Below are 22,422 nucleotides of genomic sequence, written 5' to 3' on the forward strand. Positions count from 1 at the left end.
ATCGTGCGCAGGCTGAAACAATGCACAGCCATTTGATAAGCCGGTTTCGCGGGAGTTGCTGGGTGCAGATTCAGGGTCATTACGAGCTTAAGTTTGAAGCGGTACGTGAAGCCTTTGCGGCGCTGTTCGACGATCCTCAGGAGCGTGGCGCGGCGCTGTGCATCCAGGTTGGCGGCGAAACCGTCATCGACCTCTGGGCCGGCAGCGCCGATAAAGACGGCGCCGAGGCCTGGCACAGCGATACCATTGCCAACCTGTTCTCCTGCACCAAGATGTTCACCGCCGTGACCGCCCTGCAGCTGGTCGGCGAAGGCAAGCTGGCCCTGGATGCGCCGGTGGCGCGGTACTGGCCGGAGTTCGCCCAGGCCGACAAGCAATCGATCACCTTGCGGCAACTGCTCAGCCATCGCGCCGGTGTGCCGGCCCTGCGTGAGCTGATGCCGGCCGAAGCCCTCTACGACTGGCACGCCATGGTCCAGGCACTGGCTGGCGAATCACCGTGGTGGACCCCGGGTACGGCCCACGGCTATGCGGCCATTACCTTTGGCTGGTTGATCGGCGAACTGATTCGCCGTGCCGATGGCCGCGAGCCAGGCGAATCGATCGTTGCCCGCACGGCCAGGCCGCTGGGCCTGGACTTTCATATCGGCCTTGGCGAAGAAGACTTCCCCCGCGTTGCACATATCGCCCGCAGCAAAGGCAACATGGGCGACGAGGCGGCCCAGCGCCTGCTCCAGGTCACCCTGCGCGAGCCGCAAGCCCTGTCGACCCGGGCCTTTACCAATCCGCCGGGGATGCTTACCAGCGTCAACAAACCCGAGTGGCGGCGCATGCAGCAACCGGCGGCCAACGGCCACGGCAACGCCCGCAGCCTCGCCGGTTTCTACGCAGGCCTGCTCGATGGCAGTTTGTTGGAGTCGCAGCTGCTCGATGAGCTGACCCGCGAGCACAGCCTTGGCCAGGATCGGACTTTGCTGACCTCGACCCGTTTCGGTCTTGGCTGCATGCTTGACCAGCCGAGCGTCGCCAACGCGACCTTTGGTCTGGGCGCGCGCGCCTTCGGTCACCCGGGGGCGGGCGGTTCGGTGGGCTTTGCCGATCCGGAACACGATGTTTCCTTTGGTTTTGTTACCAATACCCTGGGCCCTTACGTGCTCATGGACCCTCGGGCGCAGAAGCTGGTGCGGGTATTGGCCAGCTGCCTTTGATCGGTTAACCCCCATGGGGCCTGAACCCTTTGGCTATTCTGAATTCCAAAGCCCTGCATTGCTGGGCCAAATTTCTTTCATTTTCATGGTGTATCGCTGATGTCTTCGCATAAATCCTTAGCTCTCGCCCTGTGCCTGGCCGTGACCGGCTGCGCGCAGCATCCTCAGAAAGATGGCGCCGCAGATGCCGGCTTCAACTGGTGGCCGTTTGGCTCGGACCAGGTCGTCGACAAGGAAGTTAAGGAAGTGGTCACCGAAAAAGTCGCCAAGGCCGACGCCAAGTCGGAAAGCGCCAGCCGCTGGTGGTGGCCGTTTGGTGACGACGCCAAGGGCAAGACCGCTGCCGTACCGAAAATCGACCACAAGGCCACCCAGGCCTGGCTGGACAGCTACGAGCCAAAGCTGCGCGAAGCGATCAAGGACAGCAAGTTCGAAGTCGAGCGCCGTGAAGACGTATTGGTCGTGACCGTGCCGGTCGACAGCTCCTACAACCCGGATCGCCCAGCGATGCTGCTGCCGGTCACCCTCGGCCCGATCACTCGCGTAGCCAAAGCCGTCGAGGCCGACAAGCAGACTGCCGTGCTGGTCCTGGGGCATGCCGACACCAGCGGTGTTGCCGCCGCCAACACCAAACTCAGCCAGGAGCGCGCCGGTTCCGTGGCGGCGATCTTCCGCCTCAGCGGCCTGGAGCGTGATCGCCTGATGCTGCGCGGCATGGGCTCGCAAATGCCGCGTGCCGCCAACGACAGCGTTGAAGGCCGCGCCTTGAACCGTCGCGTTGAACTGGTACTGACCCCGCAGAACACCATGGTTGCCCTGCTGGCCAAGTACAAGCAGCCAACCCCGAGCCCGGCCGAACTGGTTGCCGTACAGGATGCCAAGGCTCCGGCCAAGGCTGCTGCGAAACCGGCTGCCAAGCCTGCAGCCAAGGCCCCAGCGAAAAAGGCCACTGTGGCCAAGAAAGCCGCGCCGGCCAAGGCCGCTGCCAAGAAGCCTGCCGCCAAGCCTGCGGCGAAGAAGGCGGCGGCACCGGCGGCGAAAAAAGTCGCCGCCAACACCAGCCCTGCGAAGACTAACTGATCGTCAAGGAACGCAGTAATGACCCAGTCCCTGGCCGATATGCGCCGCGATTACACCCGCGATGGCCTGACCGAAGCCCAGGCTCCGGCGCAGCCGTTCGCGTTGTTTCGTCAATGGTTCGATGATGCCCTGAACACCGAGCAGCCGCCGGTTGAAGCCAACGCCATGACCCTGGCGACGGTGGATAGCGAAGGCCGCCCGCATTGCCGGATCGTCCTGCTCAAGGGCCTGGACGAGGAGGGTTTTACCTTCTTCACCAACTACGACAGCGCCAAGGGCCAGCAGTTGCTGGCCAACCCGTTCGCGGCCATGACCTTCTTCTGGCCGGCGCTGGAGCGTCAGGTGCGTATTGAGGGCCGGGTGGTCAAGGTCAGCCCGCAAGAATCGGACGAGTATTACCAGGTGCGCCCGCTGGGCAGCCGCCTGGGCGCCTGGGCCTCACCGCAGAGCCGGGTGATCGCTAACCGCGCCGAGCTCGAGGGCCTGGTCAAGGCCACCGAACAGCGCTTTAGCGACAACCAGCCACACTGCCCGGAGCACTGGGGTGGCTACCGCCTGCTACCCGAGCGCATCGAGTTCTGGCAGGGCCGCGCCAGCCGCCTGCACGACCGCCTCAACTATCGCTTGCAGCAAGGTAACTGGCTGCGTGAGCGCCTCGCGCCTTAATCGGCCTGGTAACCGGCGGCCTCGCGTTCCAGCCAGGCCGCCAGTTCACTGCGTTTGACCTTTTGCGCCTTGGCGCTGTCCAGACGTTGTAGCATGAAGGCTTTCTTGCCTTCGTCCTGGCCTGCCAGCGACAAGGCCAGGTCACGGTCCATCCAGCGCTTGATGCGAACGTAGATCCACCAGTGGAAGTACAAGCCTGCCACGGTGGTTATGACGACGATGAAGTAATCCATGTCTATCCTTGCGCTAGAAGTTTCTACAGGCTGCCCCGATAGCAACAGGCTGTACGGAAGCTGAATGGAAGCAATTTTACCCCGCATGTGTCGTGACAGTCGTCAATGCGCGGAGTCTAATGAGCATCTGTCTTACGGAGATCATCCAATGCGTAAATCTGTTCTGCTGGTGGCAAGCTTCACCACAATGTCGCTGCTGCTTGGTGGTTGTGCCTCGAGCCTGACCGGCGATTCGTACTCCCGTGATGAAGCGCGCCGTGTGCAGACCGTGCGCATGGGCACCATCGAGTCCCTGCGGCCGGTAAAAATCGAAGGGACCAAGACCCCGATCGGCGGCGGCGCCGGTGCCATCGTCGGCGGCGTCGCCGGCAGTGCGGTAGGTGGTGGCCGCGGCAGTATCGTTGCCGCCGTGATCGGCGCCGTGGCCGGTGGCCTGGCAGGCTCCGCCGCCGAAGAAGGCCTGACCCGCACCCAGGGCGTGGAAATCACCGTGCGTGAAGATGACGGCAGCATGCGTGCCTACGTGCAGGCCGTGCAGCAGAACGAGATCTTCCGCGTCGGCGAGCGTGTGCGGATCATGACCGTCGACGGCACCAGCCGCGTCACTCACTGAGTTTTGCACCACCCATTAAAAACCCCGACTCGGCAAAGCCGGTCGGGGTTTTTTATTGCCTTGAGACTCAGGCCGTGACGGGCTTGCGACTCGACAGCGCGGTGATGCCATAGCCGATCAGCGCGGCCAGAATGGAGCCGGTGAGAATGCCCATGCGGTCCATGCCGGCGTATTCGCTGCTACCCGGCACGAAGGCCAGGGAGCCGACAAACAGGCTCATGGTAAAGCCGATGCCGCAGAGAATCGCCACCCCCAGCACCTGGCCCCAGTTGGCACCCGCCGGCAAGGCGGCCATGCCTGCCTTGATCATCACCCAGGCGAAGCCGAACACGCCGAGGGTCTTGCCCACCAGCAAACCTACGGCAATGCCCATCGGCACGTGATGGGTGAAGCTTTCGAGGCTGACCCCGGCCAGTGACACACCGGCGTTGGCGAAGGCGAACAGCGGCAGGATGCCATAGGCAACCCAGGGGTGCAGGGCATGCTCCAGGCTCAGCAGCGGCGAAGGCTCGGCGTTCTTGGTGCGCAGCGGAATGCACAGCGCCAGGGTGACACCGGCCAGGGTGGCGTGCACACCGCTCTTGAGCACGCAGACCCAGAGGATCAGGCCGACCACCATGTACGGGCCAAGCTTGACCACGCCCATGCGGTTCATCGCGATCAGTACCAGCAGGCAAGCTGCCGCCAGGCCCAGCGACAGGCTCGACAGGGTACCCGAGTAGAACAGGGCGATGACGATGATCGCCCCCAGGTCGTCGATGATCGCCAGGGTCATCAGGAACAGCTTGAGCGAAACCGGTACGCGCTTGCCGAGCAAGGCCAGCACGCCGAGAGCGAAGGCGATGTCGGTGGCCATGGGGATTGCCCAGCCAGCCACGGCAGCCGGGTTGTCCTTGTTGAGGAACCAGTAGATCAGCGCCGGTACCACCATGCCGCCGATAGCGGCTGCGCCGGGCAAGACGATCTGCGAAGGCTTGGACAGATGCCCGTCGACCACCTCGCGCTTGACCTCCAGGCCAATCAGCAGAAAGAACAGGGCCATCAGCCCGTCGTTGATCCACAACAACAGGGGCTTGGCGATTTTCAGCGCGCCAATCTGGGCGACTACGGGAACATCCAGCAAGCCGTTGTACAGGTACGACAAGGGCGAGTTGTTGATGATCAAGGCCAGGGCAGCTGCAGCAATCAGTAATAGACCGCTGGCAGCTTCCAACTGAAAGAAACGAGTGAAAGTGCTACGCAGGGGCAAGGGCGCTCTCCATCCTGAAGGTTCTGATAGGGGCACACCCTACCCTGTGGTGATATTCTTTAAAACAAAAACTATATTCTTTTTTGTTATAAGCTGTAACCAACTCACGCCATGCAGCCTAGCAGTTGCAGTCGATAATTCACCGTGGCTGTATCTGTAGCAATTATCAGAATTTTCCTAACATGTTCTGCTGAACTTCGAACTTTTTGCCCGAGAATCGACCATGACCGATCACCGCCAGTGGGCCCGTGAAGCCATCCGCATCATCGAAGCGGACTTCCAGCGCAGCGCCGATACCCACCTGATCCCGCTGCCGCTGCCTGGGTTTCCTGAGGTCGAGCTGTATTTCAAGGATGAGTCGAGCCACCCCACCGGCAGCCTCAAGCACCGGCTCGCGCGTTCGTTGTTTCTTTATGCCCTGTGTAACGGCTGGTTGCGTCCGGGCGCGCCGGTGATCGAGGCGTCGAGCGGCTCGACGGCGATTTCCGAAGCCTACTTTGCGCGCTTGCTTGGGCTGCCCTTCATTGCCGTGGTACCGGCCAGTACCTCGCAGGAAAAGATCGCCCAGATCGCCTTCTATGGTGGCCAGAGCCACCTGGTGCAGGATCCGACGCAGATCTACGCCGAGTCCGAGCGTCTGGCCCGGGAAAGCGGCGGACACTTCATGGACCAGTTCACCTATGCCGAGCGCGCTACCGACTGGCGGGCCAACAACAACATCGCCGAGTCGATCTTTGCCCAGATGCGCTTCGAGCAATTCCCCGAACCGAGCTGGCTGATTTCCAGCCCCGGTACCGGTGGCACTACCGCGACCCTGGGTCGTTACGTGCGTTATCGCCAGCACGCCACCCGGGTGTTGTGCGCCGATGCCGAGCGCTCGGTATTTTTCGACTGCTACAAGACCGGTGACCGCTCGCTGCGCCTGGACTGTGGTTCGCGCATCGAAGGCATCGGCCGACCGCGGGTCGAGGCGTCGTTCCTGGCGCAGGTGATCGACGCCATGGTCAAGGTGCCGGACGCCCTGTCACTGGCGGCCATGCATTACCTGGCCCAGCGCCTGGGGCGGCGGGTCGGCGGCTCCAGCGGCACCAACCTGATCGGCGCCCTGGCGGCGGCGCAACACATGCGCGCGGCGGGGGAGGCCGGCTCGATCGTGGCGATCCTCTGCGACGGCGGCGATCGCTACGCCACTACCTACTATGACCAGGACTGGTTGAGCGGGCAGGGGTATCAGCTGGAGGGGATGATCGCGGCGGTGACGGCGTGTGTCGAGCGCGGTGAAGCGCTGCCGGCGTCGGTGTTGCGCGAGGGTGTTTGAAGGCGGGGCTGATTTACAGCCCATCGCCGGCAACGCCGGCGATGGCTTTATTGCGATATGAATCAGGCCTGCAGGCCCAGCATGCTGCGCGCCACCGCTTCAGCAATGCGAATCCCGTCGACACCTGCCGAAAGGATGCCGCCGGCATAACCAGCACCTTCACCCGCCGGGAACAGGCCCTTGAGGTTCAGGCTCTGCATGCTGGCATCACGGGTGATGCGCAGCGGCGATGAGGTGCGGGTTTCGATCCCGGTCAACACCGCGTCTGGCAGGTTGTAGCCCTTGATCTGCCGATCGAAGGCTGGCAATGCTTCGCGAATGGCTTCGATGGCAAAATCCGGCAGGCTTGGCGCCAGGTCGCCGAGGTTCACCCCCGGTTTGTAGGACGGCTCGACACTGCCGATGGCGGTGGACGGCCGCCCGGCAACGAAGTCACCGACCAGTTGCGCAGGTGCCTGGTAGTTGCTGCCGCCCAGCACGTAAGCGTGGGCTTCGAGTTTTTCCTGCAGCTCGATACCGGCCAGCGGGCCACCCGGGTAGTCCTGCTCGGGGGTAATGCCGACAACAATACCGGAGTTGGCATTGCGCTCGTTACGCGAGTACTGGCTCATGCCGTTGGTGACTACCCGGCCCGGCTCGCTGGTAGCGGCAACCACGGTGCCGCCCGGGCACATGCAGAAGCTGTAGACCGAACGGCCGTTCTTGGCGTGGTACACCAGCTTGTAATCGGCTGCACCGAGTTTCGGGTGGCCGGCATACTTGCCCAGGCGCGCCTGGTCGATCAGCGATTGCGGGTGCTCGATCCGAAAACCGATGGAGAACGGCTTGGCTTCCATGAACACGCCACGGGCGTGCAGCATGCGGAAGGTGTCACGGGCACTGTGGCCCAGGGCCAGGACGACGTGGCGCGAGTGCAGCTGTTCGCCACTTTCCAGGACTACGCCATTGAGCTGGCCGTCGTCCATCAACAGGTCGGTGACCTTCTGTTCGAAGCGTACTTCGCCGCCCAGCGCCTGAATTTCCTGACGCATGTTTTCGACCATGCCGGTCAAGCGGAAGGTACCGATGTGCGGCTTGCTGACGTAGAGGATCTCGTCCGGTGCACCGGCTCTGACGAACTCGTGCAATACCTTGCGGCCGTGGTGCTGCGGGTCCTTGATCTGGCTGTACAGCTTGCCGTCGGAGAAGGTCCCGGCGCCGCCTTCGCCGAACTGCACGTTCGACTCGGGATTGAGCACGCTTTTGCGCCACAGGCCCCAGGTGTCCTTGGTGCGCTGGCGAACTTCCTTGCCGCGCTCGAGGATGATCGGCTTGAAGCCCATCTGCGCCAGCAGCAGGCCGGCGAAAATCCCGCAGGGGCCGAAGCCAACCACAATGGGCCGCTCCTGCAGGTCGGCAGGTGCCTGGCCAACCACTTTGTAACTGACATCGGGGGCGACGTTGACGTTGTGATCGTCGGCGAACTTTTGCAGCAGTTCGGCTTCGTTGCTCGCCTGCAGGTCGATGGTGTAGATGAACAGCAGCTCGCTGTTCTTCTTGCGCGCATCGTAGCTGCGCTTGAACAGGGTGAAGTCCAGCAGTTGCTCGTCGCTGATCCCAAGGCGTTGCACGATGGCCTCGCGCAGGGCTTCATCAGGATGATCCAGCGGCAGCTTCAGTTCGGTGATTCGTAACATGGCAGGGTCCAGTATCCCGGCCATGAACGGCCGGCGGCTTTACACAAACCGCCAAGTATAAGCTGTTCGCCGCCTTTGCAGGCAGGTTAAACGCAGGCGCCGATGATCAGTCGTTGCGTGAGCCACCGTAGTAGGCGCAGCCGCGCAGGGTCTGGCCGTCCACCCGTAGCTCGGCGATCAGATGCTGGACACTGCCGGTGGCGCTGTCGACACAGCGTTGCGGAGCGACCCAGAGCTCGACTTTCTGGCCGTTGGCCTCGGTGTTGAGGCTGAAGCGCCCGTCGGGCAGCTGTTCTTCCAGGAAAGGGACCGCCAGCGTTGGCTGGCCGAGGCGTTCGAGGACCATGCCCTTGCCGCCGGCCTTGAGGTTCCAGTCCGGCTCGTGGCCACTGGCGCGCAGGGTCAGGCGCTTGAAGTTGGGGTCGCTGCAGGCGCTGCTGGAGTGTTCGATGCGGTACAGGCGTTGTACGTTCAACTGGCCGTCGTTGCCGGCCTTTGCGCTGGCCGACAAGGTACCGCGCACGTCGGCGAACAGGGTGCCGGGGGTGGCCGCCAGCGCGCTGGCTTCCTGCAGCAGGCCGGTGTTGCCGCTGTCGGTCACGGCAAAGCGGCGGGTCTCTTCACAGGGCTTGAACAGCAGTTGTCCGCCCTGGGCCGTCAGTTCGCCCTGCATGCGGGTCTGGCCGGCGGTAGAGGCGGCTTGCGGCTTTTCAGCCAGCATCTGGCAGCCGGCGAACAGCGGCAACAAGGCGACAAGCAACAGCGAAGGGGCGGCACGCATCAAGCAAACTCCAGCATCTCGAGCAAAAGGTGCCGCCACGTTACGCAGGCTGGTCGCCGATCACAAGGCCTTAGCCCACCTGGTAGGTCTGGCCGGTTTGCAAACCTTCGACGCTCTTGGCATAGGCCAGCGCCACGTCGGCGGCCGGAACGGGTTTGAAACCGCGAAAATATGGCGCATAGGCCGGCATGGCTTCGACCAGTACAGTGGGGCTGATGGTGTTGACCCGCAGGCCACGGGGCAATTCGATGGCGGCAGCCTTGACGAACGCATCGAGGGCGCCGTTAACCAGCGCGGCCGAGGCCCCGGTGCGAATCGGGTCGCGGTTGAGGATGCCGCTGGTAAAGGTGAACGAGCCGCCATCATTGATGAACTCGCGGCCGATCAGCAGCAGGTTGACCTGGCCCATGAGCTTGTCGTTCAGGCCCAGGGCGAAGTGCTCCGCGTTCATTTCATCGAGGGCGGCGAAGGTGACATTGCCGGCGGCGCAGACCAGGGCGTCGAAGCGGCCGGTTTGCTCGAACAGGCGCCGGATCGAGGCGCTGTCGCTGATGTCCACCTGATAGTCGCCGCTGCTGCGGCCGATGCGCAGCACTTCATGACGTTGCTCCAGCTCTTTGGCAACCGCCGAACCGATGGTACCGCTGGCGCCGATCAACAGGATTTTCATTGAGCCATTCCTCGTAGGGTGTGTAGACAAGGCTCAAGTCTAGGGTGGATTTTTCTGTAGATAAGCGTGCTAATAGGCAACCTTTGGTTTTCATATGGAAACAATCCATGAGCGACCTCGATGACCTGGCGGCCTTTGCCGTGCTGATGGATGCCGGCAGCTTTACCTTGGCCGCGCAACAACTGGGCTGGAGCAAGGGGCAACTGTCCAAGCGCATCAGCGCCCTTGAAGCTAGCCATTCGGTGAAGTTGCTGCACCGCACTACCCGGCGGCTGAGCCTGACCGCTGCCGGCGCCATGTTGCTGCCCCAGGCGCAGGCACTGGTGCGGCAAATGGAAGGGGCGCGGCAGACCCTGGCCATGCTCAAGGACGAACTGGCGGGACCGGTGCGTATCACCGTGCCGGTGTCGTTGGGCGAGACGTTTTTTGAAGGATTGCTGCTTGAGTTCGCCGCTCGCTACCCGGACCTGCAAGTGGAGCTTGAGCTCAATAACGGCTATCGCGACTTGTTGGGCGACGGCTATGACCTGGCGATTCGCACCGATGTCCAGGATGACGCGCGACTGGTTGCCCGCCCGGTGCTGGCCATGCAGGAGCTGACCTGCGCCAGCCCGGCCTACTTGCAGCGCTATGGCGAACCGATGGTGCCGGGCGAACTGAGCAGCCATCGCTGCCTGCTCAACAGCCATTACAGCGGCCGTGAAGAGTGGTTGTATCACCAGCAGCACGAACTGTTGCGGGTGCAGGTGGCGGGCAGCTTTGCCAGCAATCATTACAGTTTGCTGAAGAAGGCGGCGCTGCTGGGCGCCGGGGTCGCCCGTCTGCCGTCGTACATGCTCCATGCAGAACTGGCTGACGGCCGCTTGCAGTGGTTGCTGCGCGACTATCAGACGCGCAGCGTGCCGTTGTTCCTGGTGCACCCCTATCAAGGCGGGATGCCGAAGCGGGTCCAGGTGCTGGCTGATTACCTGCTGGCCTGGTTCAGGCGCAGCAGCCAGGCCTTGCGGACCCTGTAGGGGTTACATCTTGTCGTCGTGCATTTCGTTTTTCATCATCTTGTCGTTCTTGTCCATCTTCATGTCGTTGCTCATGTCCATCTTCTTGTCGTCGGCCATTTTCTTGTCCATTTTCATGTCTTTCTCCATGCTTGCTTCCTTGCTCATTTTCATGTCGTCGGCGGCGTGGACAACAGGCAGGAAGGCCAGGCTCGAGCCCAGGGAGAGGATAAGTGCGGCGGCGCTGAGGGACTTGTTCATGATGAGGCTCCAGTAGTAAGGGGAGGTTAGAGCCAGCGCTTCTGGCCCACCTGCAGCACTAGAGTCCGGTGCCCTGGAGGCGTTACAGCAGGCAAGAAAAAAGGCCCGAAGGCCTTTTTTCATTTGTGGCATACAGCGTCTGACATCAACCGCCCAGGTAGGCGTCGCGGACTTTCGGGTCGGTCAGCAGCGCTTCACCGGTGCCTTCCATCACCACCCGGCCGTTTTCCAGCACATAGGCACGGTCGGCGACTTTCAGCGCCTGGTTGGCGTTCTGTTCGACCAGGAACACCGTCACGCCATCACGGCGCAGTTGTTCGATGATGTCGAAGATCTGCTGGATGATGATCGGTGCCAGGCCCAGCGATGGCTCGTCGAGCAGCAGCAGCTTGGGTTTGCTCATCAGCGCCCGGCCGATGGCGAGCATCTGCTGCTCGCCGCCGGACATGGTGCCGCCACGCTGGCTGAAGCGCTCCTTCAGGCGCGGGAACAGTTGCAGGACCTTGTCCATCTGCTCCTGGTAATCGCCCTTGTCGGTGAAGAAACCGCCCATGGCCAGGTTTTCTTCCACGGTCAGGCGGGCGAACACGCGGCGGCCTTCAGGGACCACAGCGATGCTCTTGCGCATGATGTGCGAGGACGGCTGGCCGACCAGCTCTTCACCCAGGTAGCGGATGCTGCCGCTGCTCGCTTGCGGCGAGCCGCAGAGGGTCATCAGCAGGGTCGATTTGCCGGCACCGTTGGCACCGATCAGGGTGACGATCTCGCCCTGGCGGATCTCGACGTTGACGCTGTGCAGTGCCTGGATCTTGCCGTAAAAGGTGGAAACGTTTTCGAACTGCAGCATTTACGCTTCCCCCAGGTAGGCTTTGATCACTTCAGGGTTGTCGCGGATCTGTTCCGGCGTACCGTCGGCCAGGGGCGTGCCCTGGTTGATCACCACGATGTGGTCGGAGATGCTCATGACCAGTTTCATGTCGTGCTCGATCAGCAGCACGGTGACGTTGTGCTCTTCACGCAGCACGCTGATCAGCGCCTTGAGGTCTTCGGTCTCTTTCGGGTTGAGGCCGGCCGCCGGTTCGTCGAGCATGATGATCCGTGGACGGGTCATCATGCAGCGGGCGATTTCCAGGCGCCGTTGCTGGCCATAGGCAAGTGTACCGGCAGGGCGGTTGGCGAACTCGAGCAGGTCGACCTTCTCCAGCCAGTACCGTGCGTACTCTTTTGCTTCGAGCTCGCTGCGGCGGAAGGACGGGGTCTTGAGCAGGCCGGCGAAGAAGTTGGTGTTCAGGTGCCGGTGCTGGGCGATCAGCAGGTTTTCCAGGGCGGTCATCTCTTTGAACAGACGCACGTTCTGGAAGGTCCGCACCACACCCTTGCGGGCGATCTGATGGCCGGCCAGGCCCTGGATCGGCTGGCCGTCGAGCAGGATGCTGCCGGCGCTCGGCTTGTAGAAACCGGTCAGGCAATTGAACACCGTGGTCTTGCCGGCACCGTTCGGGCCGATCAACGCCACTACCTGTTTTTCCTTGACGGTCAGGGCCACGCCGTTGACCGCCAACAAGCCGCCGAAGCGCATGCTCAGGCCGCTGACTTGCAGAATTTCGCGGCTCATCGACGCAGCTCCATATGTGGACGTTGCATAGGCAGCAGGCCTTGCGGACGCCAGATCATCATCAACACCATCAGCGCACCGAACATCAACATGCGGTATTCGCTGAATTCACGCATCAGCTCAGGCAGCAGGATCATCACGATGGCCGCAAGGATCACGCCCAGTTGCGAGCCCATGCCGCCGAGCACGACGATGGCGAGGATGATGGCCGATTCGATGAAGGTGAACGACTCCGGTGTCACCAGACCCTGGCGTGCGGCGAAGAAGCTGCCGGCGAAACCGGCGAAGCAGGCACCCAGGGTGAACGCCGAGAGCTTGATGATGGTCGGGTTCAGGCCCAGTGCGCGGCAGGCGATTTCGTCTTCACGCAGGGCTTCCCAGGCGCGACCGATCGGCATGCGCAGCAGGCGGTTGATCACGAACAGCGCCAGCAACGCCAGCAGCAGCGCCACCAGGTAGAGGAAGATCACCTTGTTGATCGAGTTGTACTGCAGGCCGAAGAACTCGTGGAAGGTCTGCATGCCCTCGGCGGCCTTGCGTTCGAAGGTCAGGCCGAAGAAGGTTGGTTTCTCGATGTTGCTGATCCCGTTGGGGCCGCCGGTAAGACCGGTGAGGTTTCGCAGGAACAGGCGGATGATTTCACCGAAACCCAGGGTCACGATGGCCAGGTAGTCGCCGCGCAGACGCAATACCGGGAAGCCGAGCAGGAAGCCGAAGGTCGCCGCCATCAGGCCGGCAATCGGCAGGCAGATCCAGAAGCTCAGGCCGTAGTAGTGCGACAGCAGGGCGTAGCTGTAGGCGCCGACGGCATAGAAGCCGACGTAACCCAGGTCGAGCAGGCCAGCCAGGCCGACCACGATGTTCAGGCCAAGGCCCAGCAACACGTAGATCAGGATCAGGGTGGCGATGTCGACCGCGCCGCGTGAGCCGAAGAACGGCCACACCAGTGCAACCATGATCAGGCCGATGATGATCCAGCGCTGGGTCTTGGGCAGGGTCAGGAAGTTGCTCATGGCCTGCGAGATCAACTTACGGCCCGAACGGCGGCTGGTTGCCGCGCTCCATTGCTTGTCGAACAGCACGCGCAAGAACATCAGCACCGAACACACGGCGATGACCGTGAGGGTGAAAGGCCCTTGGCTGTGAACGATCAGGTTGATGCCGTCGATGCTGAGTTTCAGGCCCAGCACCGGGAAGGCGACAGCCCAGACCAGCAAGGCGCTGAAGAACGCCTGTTTAAGATTTTTGTTCATACTTTTTCAACCTCCGGACGGCCGAGGATGCCGGTCGGACGGAACAACAGCACCAGAACCAACAGGCCGAATGCCACGACGTCCTTGTACTGGTCACCGAAGATATCGGCGCCAAAGGCTTCAGCCACCCCCAGCACCAGCCCGCCGAGCATGGCGCCCGGAATGCTGCCGATGCCGCCCAGCACAGCCGCGGTAAAGGCCTTCAGGCCCACCAGGAAACCGGCGTTGGGGTTGATCACCCCGTACTGCATGCTCAGCAGCACGGCCGCCACGGCCGCCAGGGCGGCACCGATGACGAAGGTCAGGGCGATGATGTTGTTGGTGTTGATGCCAAGCAGGTTGGCCATCTTGATGTCTTCGGCACAGGCCCGGCAGGCCCGGCCCAGACGCGAGCGGGAGATGAACAGGGTCAAACCGGTCATGGCCACCAGGGTGACTACGAAAACCAGGATCTGCATGTAGGAGATCAGCACTTCCTCTGCGCCGCCCGGGCCGAAGGAGATACTCCCAGGGATCAGGTTGGGGATGGACTTGTCCTTGGAGTCCTGGGATAGCAATACGGTGTTTTGCAGGAAAATCGACATACCGATGGCAGAAATCAGCGGGATCAACCGGTTGCTGTTACGCAACGGACGGTAGGCGACCCGTTCGATACTGTAGCCATAGGCACTGGTAACGAAGATCGTGGCGACGAAGGCGACGGTCATCAATATCGGCAGTGAATCGATCCCCATCATGGCCAGGCCCGCAAGGGCGATGAAGGCCACGTAGGAACCGATCATGTACACCTCGCCATGGGCGAAGTTGATCATTCCAATGATGCCGTAAACCATTGTGTAGCCAATGGCTATCAAGGCATAGGTGCTGCCAATGGTCAGGCCATTAACCAGCTGTTGGAAGAAGTGATAGATCTCAGGCATTACAGCGCTCCTAAAAACCTGATACGCATTTCACTGGTGGGGATGCCCCCGGCCTGGTCTTGTGGTCTTGGCCACTTCGGCACAGGCAACTGCCAGCGAACCGCTGGTGACGGTTTTAAGATTTTCAGGTGAACCTGCTCCCGGATCGCGGGAATCAGGCCCATGAACCTCGTAAAACAAAGCCCACTGCTCGCACAGTGGGCTTGTAGTCATATAGTCAGACGGGATTACTGAGGGGAAACTTCGGTTTTAGGTTTGCCGAAATGCCATTCGTAGACCACGAATTTGAAGTCTTTCAGGTCGCCTTTGGCGTCGTACGAAAGGTCGCCGGTCGGGGTCTTGAAGGTGCCGGCATGGATGGCTGCAGCCACTTTGTCGGTGTCTTCGGACTTGGCCGCCTTGATGCCTTCGGCGATCAGCTCGACAGCCGAGTAGGCCGGGAACACGAACGGGCCGCTTGGGTCTTTGCCGTCAGCCTTGATGGCATCGGCGATGGCCTTGTTCGCAGGGTCGGCGTCGAAGGATTTCGGCAGGGTCACCAGCAGGCCTTCGGAAGCGCCTTGGGCGATCTGCGAGATGGAGTCATTACCGACACCTTCAGGGCCCATGAACTTGGCGTTCAGGCCTTTCTCTTTGGCTTGACGCAGGATCAGGCCCAGCTCTGGGTGGTAGCCGCCGTAGTAGACGAAGTCGACATTGGCTTGCTTGAGCTTCTGGATGATCGAGGAGAAGTCCTTGTCGCCGGCGTTCAGGCCTTCGAACACGGCAACCTTGACGCCTTTGCCTTCGAGGGTGGTTTTGACCGCGCTGGCGATGCCTTCACCGTACTGCTGTTTGTCGTGCAGTACCGCAACCACTTTCGGTTTCACATGGTCGGCAATGTAGTTGCCAGCCGCAGGGCCCTGGGCGCTGTCCAGGCCGATGGTGCGGAAGATCAGCTTGTAGCCGCGGGAGGTGATTTCCGGGCTGGTGGCAGCCGGGGTGATCATGATCACGCCTTCGTCTTCGTAGATGTCGGACGCAGGCTGGGTGGAGCTGGAGCACAGGTGGCCGACCACGTATTTGACGCCGTCGTTGACCACTTTGTTGGCGACTGCCACGGCCTGTTTAGGGTCGCAAGCGTCATCGTATTCTTTGGCTTCAAGCATCTTGCCGTCGACGCCGCCCTTGGCGTTGATGTCCTTGATGGCCTGTTTTGCACCGATGAACTGCATGTCGCCGTACTGAGTGACCGGGCCGGTTTTCGGGCCGGCGATGCCGATCTTGATGGTATCGGCTGCAAACGAATGGCTGGCAACCCCGGCCAGAACCATTGCGGCAAACAGTTTGGAAATCTGCTTAGTAGCCTTACTCATAGTGCTCCACTCATTCTGTTGTAATTTTTATAGTCCTGGCGGCCAGAGCTTGAGGACCGGATCAGGTTCCATGAGAGGCCACGCCTCGTCACGGACCCGGATAACCCCCGGAACGGCCCTGGCAACTGTACCGGTACAGTGTAGAGCGCTGCTTTGTCGCTTGAAAAGCAGGCCCGCCGGGGCAAAAACCAGGGGTGTCGCCTAATCGACAGAAAGTTATAGAAAAACGCCACTGGCTAGCCAGTTTTACTGGCCCATCCCGGGCATTTACCACCTTGTCGATCAATTACTTATTTTGAAACTGGGTTTTTCTGCAAAAATACCGACCTTTATCGCGGTCGAATTATTTCTGGTAGGAACCCATGACAGATCAACCAAGCACCCTCTATGCCAAATTGCTCGGCGAGACAGCAATAATCGAGTGGAAAGCGCTGGAGCGTTTTTGGGCCAAGGGTGACCTGATTTGGGTCGAGCCGACCCTGGACCTGATCGATGTTGCACAGGCAATGGCCGAAAACCGTAGCGAAAGCGTCGCTGCATGGCGTAATGCTGGCACTGTCGGAGCGGTCACTGCAGAGCAGGCACTAGACCTTCAGAGCCGCGATCCAGAGATCTGGGCTGTGGTGGTCTCGCCGTTTATTGTGATTCAGGAAAAGACCAACGGCTGATCACGCGCCAAAATGGTGCGTGAAAATGCACAGCAGGATGGTTTTGGTGCGCGGGACTGTTCAGCCGGGGTGGCTGTTGGTAACAGTTGGGTGTGCCAAGGCAGTGCGGTAACAGTCTGATCGCGGGGCAAGCCTGCTCCTACCGATGTAGGAGCAGGCTTGCCCCGCGATGCTTTCAATCAGTAATCCACTTTGCCGGTATGGCTGTTCAACGAGATCACCCGGGTCTTGCCGATGCGGTGACGGTAGATCTCACGCAGGTATTTCACCGCTTTCTTCACGCATTCGCGTGACAGCCGGATGTCATTGATCGAGACGAACTTGCTCTTGTCGTTGATCAGCTCGCGGTATTTCTTCTCATACATCGGTTTGATCGCGTACCAGTTGGTATCGAGGATCTTCGCCGGGTTCTCGAACTCGTTGAGCAGGTCATCGATACGGTCTTCATCGAAGGCATCGCTGGTGATGAACTCAAGGATGGCATTGTCCAGGGTATCGTCGAAGCGGTACGGGTTACGCGCAAAACAGCGCTTGATAAAGGCCACGATCAGGGTCAGGAAGTCGTCCGACAGGCACGGGCTCTTGGCGATCAGGGTGGTCAGCGACAGGTTCGCCGAGGCACCGATCACCAGCGCATAGCGCTTGAGCGTGGTGTTGGGGAACAGGCTGTTGAGGTGAGTCTTGAGCCGGTTCAGATCCATGTACGACAGCTTGTAGTCCTTGGGCAGCGACACGATCGACACCACCGACGAGCAGTTCTTGAAAAAATGCAGGTCGTGCAGCGCCGCCGCGTCGTAGCCGGAGGCCTGGTATTGCTCAAGGGCGGCGCGGTAGCGGCGGGATTCAATCGGCAGCAGGCTGATGCCTTCGATCGCCTGGGTCACCTTGTTGAAGTGCGGCAGGTCGATGGAGCGGAAGAACAGGTCGTCGATGTTCAGCCGCGGCTGCTCTTTCTCGAACACCTTGAATTTGTCCGAGCTGGGCGAGGGCTGTTCCGGCACTACCGATTCGGCGTAGGCGATGGCCACGGGGCCTGCCAGGCTCATGAACAGGTCGTTGGCATCCAGGCGGATGGTTTCGCCGATGTCGATGCCGGCACGACGGAAGTAGTTCTGGTCGTAGTCGGTGGTCACTGCCTGGGCGGTGAGGATGTTGAAGATCTGCTGGGAGATGTACTGGTTGGCGTGCTTCTCCATGGCGTTGACGTCGATGTTCTGGATGTTGCCGTCATCGTTCTCTTCGGCGTAGCGCATGATGTCGTTGGAGATCAGCATCATGGCGTTCCACGGGCGGATGCGGCCCATGACGCTGGCTTCACTGCTGTCTTCATTGTCGAAGTTGTACGAGAAGTCCCATTCCTCGGACAGGTACTTGCACAACAATCGGCCGGCGTTGATGTGCAGGGCTTCGGACATTTCGCTGCGGTGATCGGAAATATTCGGCAGCACGCAGATGCCGCTGGTGAAGATCGGCTCGAAGACGAACGAATGGCCGCTCTTGCCGTCATTCTCGTCGGCCGGCTTGGTGTCGAACGTCTTGTTCATGTACGAATATTGCTGGGCCAGGCCGAACTCCGAAGCCATGCCCGAGCCGGTACCGCCACCGGCGCTGAAGATGTAGAAATACAGGCGTGACTGGTTGGCCTTGATCCCGCAGGAGTCGATCAGGTACGAGTGGATCAGCTTCCAGTCGGCGCTGGAGAAGCGGTGGGTTTCCTTATTGAGGATGATCTTGGCCAGGTACTGGCCGAGGATCGGCGCGTTACCGGCGCCACCGGCATGGACTTCCGACAGGTCCATGATTTTCATCTTGCTGTAGTCGCGGATAAAACCGCTCTTCTCACCCTTGCGCGAAAAACGGATGCGCCCGGCGATGTCCTTGTCGAGGTCGCCGAGCATCACCAGCGGCTCTACCAGGAACACCGGCTTGGTGCCCTTGTTCTGCACCAGGCGCAGGTTGTTGCGAATCCAGCGCGCCGGGCTGTAGTTCGGTTCGCTGCCGGCGCGGTCTTCGTTGTTGAATTCGTTGAGGTAGAAGGTCCTGGCGTTGTATACAAGTTCTGCGACATCCAGGGCGATGTTCGAGCCACAACGGCCCAGGCCAATCAGGCACACCGAGGGGAACTGCTGGTCCAGGCGCAGCTGGGTGTCGTCTTCGACATGCACGCTGGGCGGGAACACCAGGTCACGCAGGCCATCGAGGTTGTCGAGGATGCGCTGGATATCGGTTTCGGTGAAGTACAGGTACTGCTGCGGGTTGAGCGCCCGCGGGCTGTAGTAGCTCGAGCCGGGAGCGCTGTACGCGGGAGTGGGTGATGTCAGCTCGGAAACCGCGTTGGCAGAAGTAGTCTTGGAGGTCATTTTGCGCCATTTGCCTGGGGGTGGGTGGCTGTTCTAGTAGGTAGCATAGAGCCATCACTGGATGAGGTTCGCGACTGTATCAGTGCGCATTTGGCGTGGGCGATAGGGGTTAACCCGATGCCTGTGTAGGAGTTTTCCTTGCCACGCCTGCAAACTGAATCGTCCGATCAGTCAACTTCTTTAATCTGTCTGGAGCTGTACATGAGCACTGCACGTCCTTCGTTGGGGTTTGCCGGTATCGGGCTGATGGGCTTGCCCATGTGTCGGCGGTTGCTGGCCGCGGGTTATCCGCTGACGGTGTGGAACCGCTCGGCGGACAAATGCGCCGAACTGGTCAAGGCCGGTGCCCGCCAGGTGGCGACTCCGGCCGAGCTGTGCCAGCACGCCGAGGTGCTGATGCTGTGCCTGGCCGACACGGCGGTGGTGCGCGAGGTGGTGTTTGGTGAGCAGGGCATTGCTGGCGCAGGCAAGGCCGGCCAGTTGCTGGTGGATTTCTCCAGCCTCGAGCCGACCGCTACCCGTGATATGGCCAGCGAACTGGCGGCGAAAACCGGCATGCACTGGCTCGACACCCCGGTCTCCGGCGGCACTCCAGGCGCCGAAGCCGGCACTTTGGCGATCATGGTCGGTGGTGAGGCGGCCGACCTTGAGCGCGTGCGCCCGCTGTTGTTGACCCTTGGTCAACGCGTGACCCACATGGGGCCGGTCGGGGCAGGGCAGGTAACCAAGGCCTGCAACCAGATGATCGTTGCCTGCAATGCGCTGGTGATTGCCGAGGTGGTGGCGCTGGCCGAGCAATCAGGCGTCGACGCCAGCCTGATCGCCGAGGCCCTGGCGGGTGGTTTCGCCGATTCAAGGCCGCTGCAGATCCTGGCCCCGCAAATGGCCGCCAGTCGCTTCGAGCCGGTGAAGTGGCACGTGCGCACCTTGCTCAAGGATCTGGATAGCGCGGTGAAATTTTCCCGCGAACAGGGTTCGTCGACCCCGATCAGCGGCCTGGCCGCCCAACTGATGCGCTTGCATGGTAGCCAGGGCTATCTGCAAAAAGATCCGGCGACACTGATTGATCTGTACCGGCGTAAGGATTGATGCTGCTCAGCGCCTGTTCATGGCGCTGGTTGAGTTCGCCCAGGATCGGCCGCAGTTCACCCAGTGGCACGGGCCGGCTGAGCAGGTAGCCCTGGAGGTAATCGCAGCCTTGCTGGGCGAGGAACTGGTACTGTTCGGTGGTTTCAACGCCTTCGGTGATCACCTGCAGGTGCAGGGTGTGGGCCATGACGATGATGGCCTGGACGATTTCCATGTCCTGGCGGCAACGCGGTACATCCTGAATGAACGAGCGATCGATCTTCAGGGTGTCCAGCGGCAAGCGCTTGAGGTAGGCCAGTGACGAGTAGCCGGTGCCAAAGTCATCGATCGACAGCGACACGCCCTGGGCGCGGATGCGCTTGAGCAGGGCGATGGTGTTGTGGATGTTGCCCATCAGCGCGTTTTCGGTGACTTCCAGCTCCAGCTGGCGCGCCGGAATGCCGGCCTGACGCAGGGCATCTTCGACTTCCTGGGCCAGTTCTTCGCGGGCCAGGGTCAACGCCGAGCAGTTGACGGTTACCTTGAGCCCGTCGTAACCGTGGCGGTTGAGCTGGGCCAGGTCTTCGCAGGCATGGCGCAACACCCATAGGTCGAGTTCGGCGATCAGGCCGTTGGCTTCGGCAATGCCGATGAAGCGGTCCGGGCTGAGCAGCCCGTGCTGTGGATGTTGCCAGCGCACCAGGGCCTCGAGCTTGGCCACCTGGCCGCTGTGAAGGTCGAAAATCGGTTGGTAGTGGATGCGCAGGCCACGTTCTTCGAGCAGGGCGATGCGCAGTTCTTCTTCCAGTTGCAGCTCGAGGGTGGCGCGGGTTTTCAGGTTGCTGTTGAAGAAGTTCAGGTTGTTACGCCCGCAACCCTTGGATTGATACAGGGCCAGGTCGGCGTTTTTCAACAGCTCGTCACAACTGCGGCCATCATCGGGGAACACGCTGATACCAATGCTGGTGGTCATGACCATGCGCCGACCGGCCAGGTCGATCGGCTCCTTCATCTTCTGCATGATGCGCTGGGCCAGGTGCCGGGCCTCATCGCGGCTGTGCAGGGCGGTGAGGATGCAGAACTCGTCGCCACCGAAACGGGCGACCACATCCTGGCTGCGGGTGGCGGTCTTGATGTGTGCGGCAATCACCTTGAGCAACTCGTCGCCAGCATCATGGCCGAGGCTGTCGTTGATGCGCTTGAAGTGATCGATGTCGAGGAACATCACCGCCAGCATGCCGTCATTGGCGGTTTGCTCGGCCAGGCGCTCGGCGAACACCTGGTTGAAGCCGCGGCGGTTGACCAGGTTGGTCAGGGCGTCGTAGTGGGCGGCCTGCTGCAAGGACACCCGGGCCTGGTCGAGCTGGCTGAGCAGCACGTTGACCCGGCGCAGGTCGTGCTCCTTGCTTTGCAGCTTCTTGTCCGAGAGCGCGGCGCTGATGCTGCTGGCGCTGATCAACAGGGTAATGAAGGCGATGGTCAGGCTCAGTTGCAGGCTGTTGTCGCTGACCGGCAGCGACAGCGCGGTGTCCGCGGGTAGTACCAGGGTCAAGGCGGCCATGCCCAGCAGATGGGTCGCGACAATGCCGCCGGCCATCAGCAGGCTGGCGCCGTATTTCATCAGTTGAAAGAGGGTGCCGCTGCCATTGCGCAAATAACGGGCGAACAGCAGCGCCGCGAGGCTGGTGGCGATGGCGGCAGCGACCGAGGCGGCGAACAGGTCGGGGCGATAGAACTGCTGGGCGCTGGAGCGCATGGCGGCCATGCCGGTGTAGTGCATGGCAATGATCCCCAGGCCGAAGCACACCGCCGCTTGCAGGTAGTGGCGCGGCAGCAGTTGCTGGCGGCTCAGGGTATTCATGGCCATCCAGCCGGCCAGCAGCATGATCAGCAGCGAGACCCCGGTCAGGGCCACATCGTAGTGAACCTCCAGCGGCGTTTGCAGGGCCAGCATGCTGATGAAGTGCATGGCCCAGATGCCGCCAGCCAGACAGCAGGCGCCGAGCAAGCGCCATTGCCGCTGGGCCGCGGGTTGCTCGACGTGGTTCAGGCGCTCGGCCATGTCGAGGGTGGCGAAGCTACCGGCACAGGCGATCAGAAAGGCAAGCAACACCAGGTAGGGGTTGTGCCTGCAATCGAGAAGGATCTGTCCGGTTGCCGGAAGTTCGGCGAGCATTTGTAGCCCCAGCCACTCCATAGCATGCCTCTTTTTCGAGTTGGCACTCGTCCCCCTATAGCCCGCTTGGAGACCGTTGTGCAGGAGTATAGGAACTCAGCATTAGTCCATCCTGAATAATGGCATATTGATTCCTACGATTTGGTCATTGAACCAATAGCGTCGGGTTCTAAAACCGCGAATGGTTACAATTACCCGGTATCAGTCCGGTCAATGGTGGCAGACAGATCGGCAAGTGCCCTCTAGATTCAGTTCGG

At 61.3% G+C, this 22,422-nt stretch carries 21 protein-coding genes; 8 read left to right on the plus strand and 13 right to left on the minus strand.

The window, feature by feature from the left end:
• The first annotated feature begins 62 nt into the window (after nt 1-62).
• From ACIOVF_RS11035 to pdxH, 3 genes are all read left to right on the plus strand, one after another.
• The gene (locus ACIOVF_RS11035) at nt 63-1,208 is read left to right on the plus strand and encodes an EstA family serine hydrolase (RefSeq protein WP_045197799.1); all 1,146 of its coding nucleotides are present in this window, start codon (nt 63-65) and stop codon (nt 1,206-1,208) included.
• Between the two features lie 99 nt (nt 1,209-1,307).
• A complete protein-coding gene (locus tag ACIOVF_RS11040; RefSeq protein WP_045197802.1) occupies nt 1,308-2,288 on the plus strand; it encodes an OmpA family protein in 981 nt (326 codons plus the stop codon).
• Between the two features lie 18 nt (nt 2,289-2,306).
• Nucleotides 2,307-2,954, plus strand: coding sequence for a pyridoxamine 5'-phosphate oxidase (pdxH, locus tag ACIOVF_RS11045; protein WP_045197804.1), 648 nt, complete (start codon nt 2,307-2,309; stop codon nt 2,952-2,954).
• Here pdxH and ACIOVF_RS11050 read toward each other — a convergent pair.
• Complete coding sequence (locus tag ACIOVF_RS11050) at nt 2,951-3,187, minus strand: hypothetical protein (protein WP_038999159.1); 237 nt, start codon at nt 3,185-3,187, stop codon at nt 2,951-2,953. The two genes, pdxH and ACIOVF_RS11050, sit on opposite strands and share 4 nt — an antisense overlap.
• A gap of 148 nt (nt 3,188-3,335) precedes the next feature.
• On the opposite strand from ACIOVF_RS11050, the gene ACIOVF_RS11055 reads away from it, so the two are divergent.
• Nucleotides 3,336-3,800 (plus strand): glycine zipper 2TM domain-containing protein, encoded by a 465-nt coding sequence (locus ACIOVF_RS11055; RefSeq protein ID WP_010221079.1) that lies wholly within the window; start codon nt 3,336-3,338, stop codon nt 3,798-3,800.
• A gap of 67 nt (nt 3,801-3,867) precedes the next feature.
• Here ACIOVF_RS11055 and nhaA read toward each other — a convergent pair whose 3' ends face one another.
• Nucleotides 3,868-5,049, minus strand: a complete 1,182-nt coding sequence (nhaA, locus tag ACIOVF_RS11060; RefSeq protein WP_093380192.1) for a Na+/H+ antiporter NhaA — start codon at nt 5,047-5,049, stop codon at nt 3,868-3,870.
• Between the two features lie 223 nt (nt 5,050-5,272).
• Between nhaA and ACIOVF_RS11065 the strand changes: the two genes are divergently transcribed.
• Nucleotides 5,273-6,367 carry a PLP-dependent cysteine synthase family protein gene (locus tag ACIOVF_RS11065; protein ID WP_401289379.1) on the plus strand — a complete coding sequence of 365 codons (1,095 nt, stop codon included), beginning with the start codon at nt 5,273-5,275 and terminating at the stop codon, nt 6,365-6,367.
• Between the two features lie 62 nt (nt 6,368-6,429).
• Here the strand turns inward: ACIOVF_RS11065 and ACIOVF_RS11070 are convergent, their stop codons facing one another.
• The 3 genes from ACIOVF_RS11070 to ACIOVF_RS11080 form a co-directional block, all read right to left on the minus strand.
• Nucleotides 6,430-8,043, minus strand: a complete 1,614-nt coding sequence (locus tag ACIOVF_RS11070; protein ID WP_045197811.1) for an NAD(P)/FAD-dependent oxidoreductase — start codon at nt 8,041-8,043, stop codon at nt 6,430-6,432.
• Between the two features lie 106 nt (nt 8,044-8,149).
• Nucleotides 8,150-8,824 carry a COG3650 family protein gene (locus ACIOVF_RS11075; protein WP_045197813.1) on the minus strand — a complete coding sequence of 225 codons (675 nt, stop codon included), beginning with the start codon at nt 8,822-8,824 and terminating at the stop codon, nt 8,150-8,152.
• Between the two features lie 70 nt (nt 8,825-8,894).
• Nucleotides 8,895-9,494: a short chain dehydrogenase gene (locus tag ACIOVF_RS11080; RefSeq protein ID WP_045197815.1), complete on the minus strand. Its 600-nt coding sequence runs from the start codon at nt 9,492-9,494 to the stop codon at nt 8,895-8,897.
• 107 nt (nt 9,495-9,601) lie between these two features.
• Here ACIOVF_RS11080 and ACIOVF_RS11085 point away from each other — a divergent pair, with 107 nt between their 5' ends.
• On the plus strand, nt 9,602-10,510 hold the full coding sequence (locus ACIOVF_RS11085; RefSeq protein ID WP_401289383.1) for a LysR family transcriptional regulator: 909 nt from the start codon (nt 9,602-9,604) through the stop codon (nt 10,508-10,510).
• A 3-nt stretch (nt 10,511-10,513) separates the two neighbouring features.
• Here the strand turns inward: ACIOVF_RS11085 and ACIOVF_RS11090 are convergent, their stop codons facing one another.
• The 6 genes from ACIOVF_RS11090 to ACIOVF_RS11115 all read right to left on the minus strand — a co-directional run bounded on the left by ACIOVF_RS11090 (nt 10,514) and on the right by ACIOVF_RS11115 (nt 15,893).
• Nucleotides 10,514-10,750: a hypothetical protein gene (locus tag ACIOVF_RS11090; RefSeq protein WP_401289386.1), complete on the minus strand. Its 237-nt coding sequence runs from the start codon at nt 10,748-10,750 to the stop codon at nt 10,514-10,516.
• A gap of 145 nt (nt 10,751-10,895) precedes the next feature.
• On the minus strand, nt 10,896-11,597 hold the full coding sequence (locus ACIOVF_RS11095; RefSeq protein ID WP_045197821.1) for an ABC transporter ATP-binding protein: 702 nt from the start codon (nt 11,595-11,597) through the stop codon (nt 10,896-10,898).
• Nucleotides 11,598-12,365, minus strand: a complete 768-nt coding sequence (livG, locus tag ACIOVF_RS11100; RefSeq protein ID WP_045197823.1) for a high-affinity branched-chain amino acid ABC transporter ATP-binding protein LivG — start codon at nt 12,363-12,365, stop codon at nt 11,598-11,600.
• A complete protein-coding gene (locus tag ACIOVF_RS11105; protein WP_401289391.1) occupies nt 12,362-13,618 on the minus strand; it encodes a high-affinity branched-chain amino acid ABC transporter permease LivM in 1,257 nt (418 codons plus the stop codon). The genes livG and ACIOVF_RS11105 overlap by 4 nt, the downstream gene beginning before the upstream one ends.
• A complete protein-coding gene (gene livH / locus ACIOVF_RS11110; RefSeq protein ID WP_028943524.1) occupies nt 13,615-14,538 on the minus strand; it encodes a high-affinity branched-chain amino acid ABC transporter permease LivH in 924 nt (307 codons plus the stop codon). The genes ACIOVF_RS11105 and livH overlap by 4 nt, the downstream gene beginning before the upstream one ends.
• Before the next feature lie 227 nt (nt 14,539-14,765).
• Nucleotides 14,766-15,893, minus strand: coding sequence for a branched-chain amino acid ABC transporter substrate-binding protein (locus ACIOVF_RS11115; RefSeq protein WP_045197827.1), 1,128 nt, complete (start codon nt 15,891-15,893; stop codon nt 14,766-14,768).
• 362 nt (nt 15,894-16,255) lie between these two features.
• Here ACIOVF_RS11115 and ACIOVF_RS11120 point away from each other — a divergent pair, with 362 nt between their 5' ends.
• Nucleotides 16,256-16,561 (plus strand): DUF2288 domain-containing protein, encoded by a 306-nt coding sequence (locus tag ACIOVF_RS11120; protein WP_045197829.1) that lies wholly within the window; start codon nt 16,256-16,258, stop codon nt 16,559-16,561.
• A 179-nt stretch (nt 16,562-16,740) separates the two neighbouring features.
• Here the strand turns inward: ACIOVF_RS11120 and ACIOVF_RS11125 are convergent, their stop codons facing one another.
• Nucleotides 16,741-18,921, minus strand: coding sequence for a hypothetical protein (locus ACIOVF_RS11125; RefSeq protein WP_045197831.1), 2,181 nt, complete (start codon nt 18,919-18,921; stop codon nt 16,741-16,743).
• A gap of 201 nt (nt 18,922-19,122) precedes the next feature.
• Here ACIOVF_RS11125 and ACIOVF_RS11130 point away from each other — a divergent pair, with 201 nt between their 5' ends.
• The gene (locus ACIOVF_RS11130) at nt 19,123-20,010 is read left to right on the plus strand and encodes an NAD(P)-dependent oxidoreductase (RefSeq protein WP_401289397.1); all 888 of its coding nucleotides are present in this window, start codon (nt 19,123-19,125) and stop codon (nt 20,008-20,010) included.
• On the opposite strand, the gene ACIOVF_RS11135 is transcribed toward ACIOVF_RS11130, so the two are convergent.
• Nucleotides 19,910-22,186 (minus strand): putative bifunctional diguanylate cyclase/phosphodiesterase, encoded by a 2,277-nt coding sequence (locus ACIOVF_RS11135; RefSeq protein ID WP_401289400.1) that lies wholly within the window; start codon nt 22,184-22,186, stop codon nt 19,910-19,912. The two genes, ACIOVF_RS11130 and ACIOVF_RS11135, sit on opposite strands and share 101 nt — an antisense overlap.
• Nucleotides 22,187-22,422: the final 236 nt, after the last annotated feature.

The sequence above is a fragment of the Pseudomonas sp. NPDC087612 genome (genome assembly GCF_044743505.1).
GTDB lineage: Bacteria > Pseudomonadota > Gammaproteobacteria > Pseudomonadales > Pseudomonadaceae > Aquipseudomonas.

Bases quoted from the DNA above. Each gene is read 5' to 3' on its own strand.
- ACIOVF_RS11065 (WP_401289379.1), top strand. From the start codon at position 5,273: ATGACCGATCACCGCCAGTGGGCCCGTGAAGCCATCCGCATCATCGAA.
- ACIOVF_RS11085 (WP_401289383.1), top strand. From the start codon at position 9,602: ATGAGCGACCTCGATGACCTGGCGGCCTTTGCCGTGCTGATGGATGCC.
- livH (WP_028943524.1), bottom strand. From the start codon at position 14,538: ATGCCTGAGATCTATCACTTCTTCCAACAGCTGGTTAATGGCCTGACC.
- ACIOVF_RS11130 (WP_401289397.1), top strand. From the start codon at position 19,123: ATGAGCACTGCACGTCCTTCGTTGGGGTTTGCCGGTATCGGGCTGATG.
- ACIOVF_RS11135 (WP_401289400.1), bottom strand. From the start codon at position 22,186: ATGGAGTGGCTGGGGCTACAAATGCTCGCCGAACTTCCGGCAACCGGA.
- ACIOVF_RS11125 (WP_045197831.1), bottom strand. From the start codon at position 18,921: ATGACCTCCAAGACTACTTCTGCCAACGCGGTTTCCGAGCTGACATCA.
- ACIOVF_RS11120 (WP_045197829.1), top strand. From the start codon at position 16,256: ATGACAGATCAACCAAGCACCCTCTATGCCAAATTGCTCGGCGAGACA.
- ACIOVF_RS11075 (WP_045197813.1), bottom strand. From the start codon at position 8,824: ATGCGTGCCGCCCCTTCGCTGTTGCTTGTCGCCTTGTTGCCGCTGTTC.
- pdxH (WP_045197804.1), top strand. From the start codon at position 2,307: ATGACCCAGTCCCTGGCCGATATGCGCCGCGATTACACCCGCGATGGC.
- ACIOVF_RS11105 (WP_401289391.1), bottom strand. From the start codon at position 13,618: ATGAACAAAAATCTTAAACAGGCGTTCTTCAGCGCCTTGCTGGTCTGG.
- ACIOVF_RS11050 (WP_038999159.1), bottom strand. From the start codon at position 3,187: ATGGATTACTTCATCGTCGTCATAACCACCGTGGCAGGCTTGTACTTC.
- ACIOVF_RS11115 (WP_045197827.1), bottom strand. From the start codon at position 15,893: ATGAGTAAGGCTACTAAGCAGATTTCCAAACTGTTTGCCGCAATGGTT.
- livG (WP_045197823.1), bottom strand. From the start codon at position 12,365: ATGAGCCGCGAAATTCTGCAAGTCAGCGGCCTGAGCATGCGCTTCGGC.
- ACIOVF_RS11090 (WP_401289386.1), bottom strand. From the start codon at position 10,750: ATGAACAAGTCCCTCAGCGCCGCCGCACTTATCCTCTCCCTGGGCTCG.
- ACIOVF_RS11055 (WP_010221079.1), top strand. From the start codon at position 3,336: ATGCGTAAATCTGTTCTGCTGGTGGCAAGCTTCACCACAATGTCGCTG.
- ACIOVF_RS11040 (WP_045197802.1), top strand. From the start codon at position 1,308: ATGTCTTCGCATAAATCCTTAGCTCTCGCCCTGTGCCTGGCCGTGACC.
- ACIOVF_RS11080 (WP_045197815.1), bottom strand. From the start codon at position 9,494: ATGAAAATCCTGTTGATCGGCGCCAGCGGTACCATCGGTTCGGCGGTT.
- ACIOVF_RS11070 (WP_045197811.1), bottom strand. From the start codon at position 8,043: ATGTTACGAATCACCGAACTGAAGCTGCCGCTGGATCATCCTGATGAA.
- ACIOVF_RS11095 (WP_045197821.1), bottom strand. From the start codon at position 11,597: ATGCTGCAGTTCGAAAACGTTTCCACCTTTTACGGCAAGATCCAGGCA.